7 protein-coding genes are annotated in these 7,472 nt (G+C 44.4%); 4 read left to right on the top strand and 3 right to left on the bottom strand.

The window, feature by feature from the left end:
* Positions 1 to 148 precede the first annotated feature (148 nt).
* Genes HMPREF0671_RS11340 through HMPREF0671_RS11330 form a run of 3 tightly spaced genes read right to left on the bottom strand, consistent with a single transcriptional unit; the run spans position 149 to position 2,867 of the window.
* Positions 149 to 730 (bottom strand): LUD domain-containing protein, encoded by a 582-nt coding sequence (locus tag HMPREF0671_RS11340; RefSeq protein ID WP_036900800.1) that lies wholly within the window; start codon positions 728 to 730, stop codon positions 149 to 151.
* Positions 731 to 759: 29 nt separating this feature from the next.
* Positions 760 to 2,133, bottom strand: a complete 1,374-nt coding sequence (locus tag HMPREF0671_RS11335) for a lactate utilization protein B (protein WP_036900797.1) — start codon at positions 2,131 to 2,133, stop codon at positions 760 to 762.
* Entirely contained in the window at positions 2,130 to 2,867 is a 738-nt protein-coding gene (locus tag HMPREF0671_RS11330) for a (Fe-S)-binding protein (protein ID WP_036900795.1), read from the bottom strand. The genes HMPREF0671_RS11335 and HMPREF0671_RS11330 overlap by 4 nt, the downstream gene beginning before the upstream one ends.
* 244 nt (positions 2,868 to 3,111) lie before the next feature.
* Here HMPREF0671_RS11330 and HMPREF0671_RS11325 point away from each other — a divergent pair, with 244 nt between their 5' ends.
* From HMPREF0671_RS11325 to HMPREF0671_RS11310, 4 genes are all read left to right on the top strand, one after another.
* Positions 3,112 to 3,981, top strand: coding sequence for an electron transfer flavoprotein subunit beta/FixA family protein (locus tag HMPREF0671_RS11325; protein WP_036900792.1), 870 nt, complete (start codon positions 3,112 to 3,114; stop codon positions 3,979 to 3,981).
* Between the two features lie 78 nt (positions 3,982 to 4,059).
* The gene (locus tag HMPREF0671_RS11320) at positions 4,060 to 5,082 is read left to right on the top strand and encodes an electron transfer flavoprotein subunit alpha/FixB family protein (RefSeq protein WP_036900789.1); all 1,023 of its coding nucleotides are present in this window, start codon (positions 4,060 to 4,062) and stop codon (positions 5,080 to 5,082) included.
* Between the two features lie 78 nt (positions 5,083 to 5,160).
* Complete coding sequence (locus HMPREF0671_RS11315) at positions 5,161 to 5,553, top strand: four helix bundle protein (RefSeq protein WP_036900786.1); 393 nt, start codon at positions 5,161 to 5,163, stop codon at positions 5,551 to 5,553.
* A gap of 79 nt (positions 5,554 to 5,632) precedes the next feature.
* Entirely contained in the window at positions 5,633 to 7,345 is a 1,713-nt protein-coding gene (locus tag HMPREF0671_RS11310; protein ID WP_036900783.1) for an acyl-CoA dehydrogenase family protein, read from the top strand.
* Positions 7,346 to 7,472 lie beyond the last annotated feature (127 nt).

Here is a 7,472-nt window from a genome sequence, read left to right as displayed (position 1 = left end):
CGTCTTTTTTTATCTAGCTTCACTGCAAGAGTGAGGCAACATTGCTGTTGGGGCTAGGCAGTGATGCTGTAGAAGCTTGGCAGCAAAATTGAACCGTCTTGGCAGTAAATCAATCAAGATGCTTGAACAGTGCCCAACTGATTGATGCTTAGTCTAAGATGACCACCGTTACGCTGCGAGCTGCTTGTGCACCCATGACAAGAGACTGTTCGATGTCGGCCGTTTTAGATGGTCCGCTGATGAAAGTACCGAAGTTATATCGTTCATCCATCTTGATACGCTTGTAAGCATCGTGCATGTTATCGACGATGTTTTGGCGATCGAGCAGGATAACCAGATTCTCTGAGATAAACATGATAGACTTCTCTTTCATGGTTTGAGGTACCCATACGCAGGCATTCTCAGCCACCCCAACCTCTCCTTGAATAATTCCGACATCGGTACCATTAAGGTCTGCGGCTTCAGCCGCGGTATCAGGATTCTTTTGAGCAATGGTAATGGCCGGTAGATTGCTAGCAAATACTTGCGCTTCGGGGTAAGCCTGACGTACGATTTCGTTTAAGTCGTCGGTCTTCTTGGCTTCCACTATCTTTCCACCGGAGGTGATAGTCGTTTGAATAAATTGCTTGACGGTGTCCTCATAGCGGATGCCGTTGATGTTCATATCGGGCATGTCAAACTGCTCCTTAGTGTTGGCGCGTAATTTGGCGAATAATTCTTCCTTGTTCATTTCTATGTTCGTTTAGTCGCAACAATGGATTATTTTACTTTTCCCTCGTTCCATAATTCGTGGAAAGACTTCTTGGCAAATTCCGGTTTGGCATGTCCGATGCCCCACGGATTGAGTCTTTGGAGATGTGTGAGAGCTTCTGGTACGTAGTTGGCAAGTGGTGCAAACTTCAAAGCTGTGGTATAGAGGGTGGGCGAATTGAATAGCATTTTCATCCCCATAGACATGGTCTTCTTCATCGGATCAGCTTTGCCGTAACTGTCAAGCCGTTGCCGCCAGAGATAGATTTGGCTTCCCGGATCGACGTGAGTGGGGCATACGTTGTCGCAACTCAAGCATAATGAGCATGCACTGACGTTGTCGCTGTACTTCTGTGGATCTTTCAACATACCTAAGTTTACGCCGATTGGGCCGGGAATAAAGTATGTGTAGCTATATCCACCCGACCGACGATAGACCGGACAAGTGTTCATGCAAGCACCACAACGAATGCATTTCATGCTTCTCCAGTGGTCGTCATCGGCGAGCATATTGCTACGACCATTGTCTACAAGAATCACGTGCATCTCGGCATCCGGACGTGCTTGGCGGAAATGAGAGGTGTAGGTGGTGGTAGGTTGACCTGTTCCGCAACGACAGAGCAGGCGCTGGAATACGGCCAATGAGTCGTAGTCGGGTACCAATTTCTCTATACCCATTGACACGATGTGCAACTTTGGCATCGAAGTGGTCATGTCGGCATTTCCCTCATTGGTGCAAACCACACAATCCCCCGTGCTTGCCACACCGAAGTTACAGCCTGTCATGCCGGCTTCTGCTCCCATAAACTCCTCACGAAGGTGATAGCGTGCGCAGCGTGTCAAGTAGGTAGGGTCGTAATTTCCAATCTCTTTGCTGATACCTTTTTCCTCAAACATGCGCCCAACCTCTTCTCGTTTTAAGTGAATAGCAGGCATCACGATGTGGCTGGGACTTTGATGGAGCAATTGGATGATGCGCTCTCCAAGGTCGGTTTCCACAACGTCTATGCCGCGACTCATGAGATAATCGTTCATTCCGCACTCTTCTGTGAGCATGGATTTCGATTTCACCATCTTCTTCACTTTGTGACTTTCGAGAATATCAAGTACCGTCTTGTTGAACTCTTCGGCATCTTTGGCCCAATGCACGATGACACCTCGGGTCTCCAAATTCTTGGAAAACATTTCCAAATAGTCGGCTAGATGAGTGATGGTATGCTTCTTGATAGCGCTGGCATGGTCGCGTAGAGTCTCCCATTCGGGCAGTTGCTTGGCCATGATGTCCCTCTTGGCGCGTACTGACCAAAAGGTTTGGTCGTGCCATGTGGTCTTTTCCACATCTTTATTAAATAATGTGGCGTTCTTAGAATGAAATGTGCTCATAGTCCTGCTGCTAAGATTTCTGCTACATGAATGAATTTGATAGGCTTGTTTTCGCGCTTGGCAATGCCTTGCATGTGCATCAAGCACGAGCTATCGGGGCCTGTAATATATTCAGCTCCGGTAGCTATGTGACGCGCAATCTTGTCGCGTCCCATGCGAGTAGAGACCGCAGGCTCTTCTACGGCGAACATTCCACCGAACCCACAGCACTCATCCGGGCGTTCAGGCTCTTTCACCGTGATACCTTCTACAAGGTTCAATAAGTCTATAATTTTATTATATTGGGGGATGTTTCTCTCGGAAGGAGAAGACAGTCCTAATTCTCGTACACCATGACAACTGTTGTGTACACTCACAACATGTGGAAATTTGCTGGGCAAAGACCTCACCTGAATGATGTCGTGGAGAAATTCCACGATGTCTTTGATGCGTGTAGAGGTGACGCATTCATGCTCTCCTTCAAGGATACGAGGATAGAATGTTTTGACAAAAGCTGCACATGAGGCCGACGGAGCTACTACATAGTCAAAGGCTTTGAACATGTCTTCAAACTTCATGGCCAATGGTTTGGCCATGTTTTCAAATCCTGCGTTGGCCATAGGTTGGCCACAGCATGTCTGCTTAACAGGATATGTTACGTCTAGTCCTAAGTGGGTAAGCAACTTATAGGTAGCCACTCCCGCTTCTGGGTACAGTGCGTCTACGTAACAAGGTATAAATAAACCTATCTTCATATTATTAGTTTGTTCGCTAAATCTTCTTATCGCTTACAAATTTAACTAAAATATTAATATCTTTATCAAGTCGTGTTATAAAGTTTCGGGCATTGTACTTATTTAACTAGAAAGGCTCTTTTACATTGATTCACATTCGTGTTTTATACGTTCGATTTCATGTTTTTTATTTGGAATTACGTGAGAATTTAAGTACTTTTGCGACCATGTTGACGTAAAATCGAACAATATATATATTAAATTTATGACTTTGAAAATCGTTGTACTTGCCAAACAAGTACCAGACACAAGAAATGTTGGCAAAGATGCGATGACTGCTGAAGGAACAGTTAATCGTGCTGCTTTGCCCGCAATCTTCAATCCTGAAGATCTAAATGCGCTGGAACAGGCTCTTCGTTTGAAGGACCAGTATCCGGGGTCTACTGTAGGTGTACTGACAATGGGTCCTCCTCGCGCAGGCGAGATTATCCGCCAAGGACTTTATCGTGGTGCCGATACGGGTTGGTTGTTAACCGATAGACTATTCGCCGGTGCTGATACGTTGGCCACAAGTTATGCTTTGGCTACCGCTATCAAGAAGATTGGTGGTGTAGATATCGTCGTTGGTGGTCGTCAGGCCATTGATGGTGATACGGCACAGGTAGGTCCTCAGGTGGCTCAGAAGTTGGGTTTGAATCAGGTGACATATGCTGAAGAAATCCAAAAGGTAGAGAATGGTAAGGCAACAATTCGTCGTCATATTGATGGAGGTGTGGAAACAGTGGAGGCTCCGTTGCCAGTTGTCGTGACAGTCAATGGAAGTGCTGCTCCTTGTCGCCCATGTAATGCGAAGTTGGTCATGAAGTATAAGTATGCTACATGTCCTATGGAGCGTAAAGGCAATGAACCTTGGACAGCGCTGTATGCCGAACGTCCTTATCTGACATTGAATCAATGGTCGGTAGCCGATGTTGATGGTGATGTTTCACAATGCGGTTTGAGCGGCTCTCCTACAAAGGTAAAGTCGGTTCAGAATATTGTGTTCCAAGCAAAAGAAAGCCAGACTCTGACGGGTAGCGATGCTGATGTGGAAGGTTTGATAAAGGAATTGTTGAACGAAAAGATTATAGGATAAGTGATTGAGTTTTTGAGTTGTCGACCTTTGTAGGACGGCATAGACTCATAAACTCATAGGCTCAAAGACTTGATCATTATGAATAACGTATTTGTATATTGTGAGATTGAAGGCACAGAAGTAGCTGAAGTATCTCAAGAATTGCTGACCAAGGGCCGTAAACTGGCTAATCAGCTGGGTGTAGACCTGCATGCTATTGTTGCCGGAACAGACATCAAAGGCAAGGTTGAAGATCAGATACTGCCCTATGGTGTGGATAAATTGTTTGTATTCGACGCAGAAAGACTATTTCCTTACACCTCTGCTCCCCATACAGATATACTCGTAAATCTGTTTAAAGAGGAGCAACCCCAAATCGCTTTGATGGGTGCTACGGTGATAGGACGTGACCTTGGTCCCCGCGTATCTTCTTCATTGACCTCTGGCTTGACTGCCGATTGCACACAATTAGAGATTGGTGACTACGACGATAAGAAGACCGGTAAGCACTATGAGAACATGCTTTATCAGATTCGTCCGGCTTTTGGCGGTAACATCGTGGCTACTATCGTGAATCCAGACCACCGTCCTCAGATGGCAACGGTTCGTTCTGGTGTAATGCAGAAGGCTATATATGAGGGACAAGCAAAAGGCGAAGTCGTATATCCTGATGTAGCTAAATATGTACCAGAGACCGATTACGTGGTAAAAGTCATTGACCGCCATGTGGAAGCAGCGCAAAACAATTTGAAAGGTAGTGCTATTGTAGTAGCCGGTGGTTATGGTGTTGGCAGCAAAGAGGGCTTTGAACAGCTTTTCCAATTGGCTAAAGAACTTCATGGAGAAGTTGGTGCCAGTCGTGCAGCTGTGGATGCCGGTTGGGTAGATCACGACCGTCAGATTGGTCAAACAGGCGTTACTGTTCATCCAAAGGTATATATTGCTTGTGGTATCTCAGGTCAGATTCAGCACATTGCAGGTATGCAAGATGCCGGAATCATCATCTCTATTAATAATGATCCGGATGCTCCGATTAACAAAATCGCCGATTATATCATCAATGGTACGGTAGAAGAGGTTGTTCCGAAACTCATTAAGTATTATAAACAGAATAGCAAATAATAAAAGAATAGGAGATAACGGAAGTTATTAGGATTTAGTCGGTCTTTTGACCGACGGAAGTTAACAGACCAATGTCTTATGGCGAATAGTTTTACCGATATTATTGCTTGGAGAGAAGCACACGATTTTGTATTGCGTGTGTATGGAGTTACAAAGATGTTTCCAAATGAAGAGAAGTTTGGACTTACCTCTCAATTCCAGCGTGCAGCAGTATCTATTGCAGCAAATATATCGGAAGACTATCGTAAACTATCCAAAGTTGATAAGCTCAAGTTTATGAATATAGCTCAAGAAAGTTTGGAAGAGTGTCGTTATTATATCATTCTTTCGCACGATTTGGGATATATTAATGAAGATAAATATTTGGAATTGAACACCCAAATAGAAAAGACAAGTTGGTTTCTCAATGCTTATGTAAAGGGAATTGTGGAAAACCATGCTTTACAAAAAGAGCAAGATGCTCAATCATAGATAAGCTATTGTCTGTTAACTCCGGCGCGTAGCGCTTAACTTCAGATAACTTCAGTTACCTACCATAAACGATAATAACATGGCAAACTATTATACAGACCATCCAGAGATAGGATTCCACTTGAATCATCCTCTGATGAAACGCATCGTAGAACTAAAGGAACGTAACTTCGTAGAGAAGGAACAGTTTGAAGATGCACCCGTAAATTATGAGGATGCGATTGAAAATTACAAGCGTATCTTGGATATTACAGGTGATGTAGCGGCTAATATCATTGAGCCAAACTCGGAAGATGTGGATATTGAAGGGCCACACTTGGAGAATGGACGCATGATTTATGCAAGCAAAACATACGAGAATTTGGACGCAACACGTAAGGCCGGACTGTGGGGAATATCCATGCCACGTCGCTTTGGTGGACTCAATCTGCCCAATGTAGTGTTCTCTATGCTCTCTGAAATCATCTCTGCCGCTGATGCAGGATTCCAAAATATATGGAGTTTACAGTCTTGTATCGACACGCTTTATGAGTTTGGAACAGAAGAACAATGCCAAAAATACATCCCACGTATCTGTGCCGGCGAGACGATGTCAATGGATTTGACCGAACCGGATGCCGGTTCCGACTTGCAACGTGTAATGTTGAAGGCTACATTCGACGAGAAAGAAAACTGTTGGAGGCTCAATGGTGTGAAGCGTTTCATTACCAATGGCGATTCAGATATCCACTTGGTATTGGCTCGTTCGGAAGAAGGAACACACGACGGACGTGGACTTTCTATGTTTATTTACGATAAACGCGATGGTGGAGTAGACGTTCGTCACATCGAACATAAACTCGGTATCCACGGTTCTCCTACTTGTGAGCTTACTTATAAGAATGCTAAGGCAGAGCTATGTGGTAGTACTCGTCTCGGACTTATCAAGTATGTGATGGCCTTGATGAATGGTGCTCGCCTTGGAATTGCAGCACAGAGCGTCGGCGTAGAGCAGGAAGCTTACAACGAAGGACTTGCTTATGCTAAAGATCGTGCCCAGTTTGGCAAGAAGATCATCGAATTTCCGGCTGTCTATGACATGCTTTCACGTATGAAGGCGAAGCTGGATGCCGGTCGTTCATTGCTTTATCAGACGGCTCGTTATGTGGATATTTACAAGGCTCTTGACGATATTTCACGCGATCGTAAACTCACTCCAGAAGAGCGACAGGAACAGAAAAAGTACACACGTTTGGCCGATGCGTTTACTCCTTTGGCTAAGGGTATGAACTCAGAATATTCCAATCAGAATGCTTACGATGCTATCAGTATCCATGGTGGTTCTGGTTTTATCATGGAATACAAGAGCCAACGCTTGTTCCGCGATGCTCGTATCTTCTCTATCTACGAAGGTACCACACAGCTACAAGTGGTTGCTGCCATCCGTTATATCACCAATGGAACTTATCTTGGCATCATGAAAGAGATGTTAGAGACAGAGGTTTCTGATGCTTTCAAGCCTTTACAAGCTCGTACAGCTAAACTCGTGGCTCTCTATGAGGAAGCTTTAGAGGGGGTGAAAGCAGCCGATAATCAAGAGGTACAAGACTTCTTAGCTCGTCGTTTGTACGATATGACGGCTGATATCATCATGTCATTGCTTATCATTGACGATGCTAATCGTGCTCCAGAACTCTTTACCAAGAGTGCTAACGTATATGTTCGTCATGCTGAGGAAGAGGTTTGTGGTCATGCGACTTACATCAATAACTTCGATGCAGACAGTCTTGAGAGTTTCCGTGCTACTGAATAAGTAGACATATACGTATTATATAATAAGGTATATTCCCACATTAAAAAAGGGAATATACCTTTTTTGTTTTCTTACAGTTCAGCGTTCTACAAAGATATGATAATTCTCTTCGATTTCCAAGTATGAG

The sequence above is a fragment of the Prevotella sp. S7 MS 2 genome (assembly GCF_000762865.1).
In the GTDB taxonomy this organism is placed as follows: Bacteria; Bacteroidota; Bacteroidia; order Bacteroidales; family Bacteroidaceae; genus Prevotella.
Note: the sequence above shows the minus strand (reverse complement) of the source record. Positions and strands in the feature narration are given on the sequence as shown.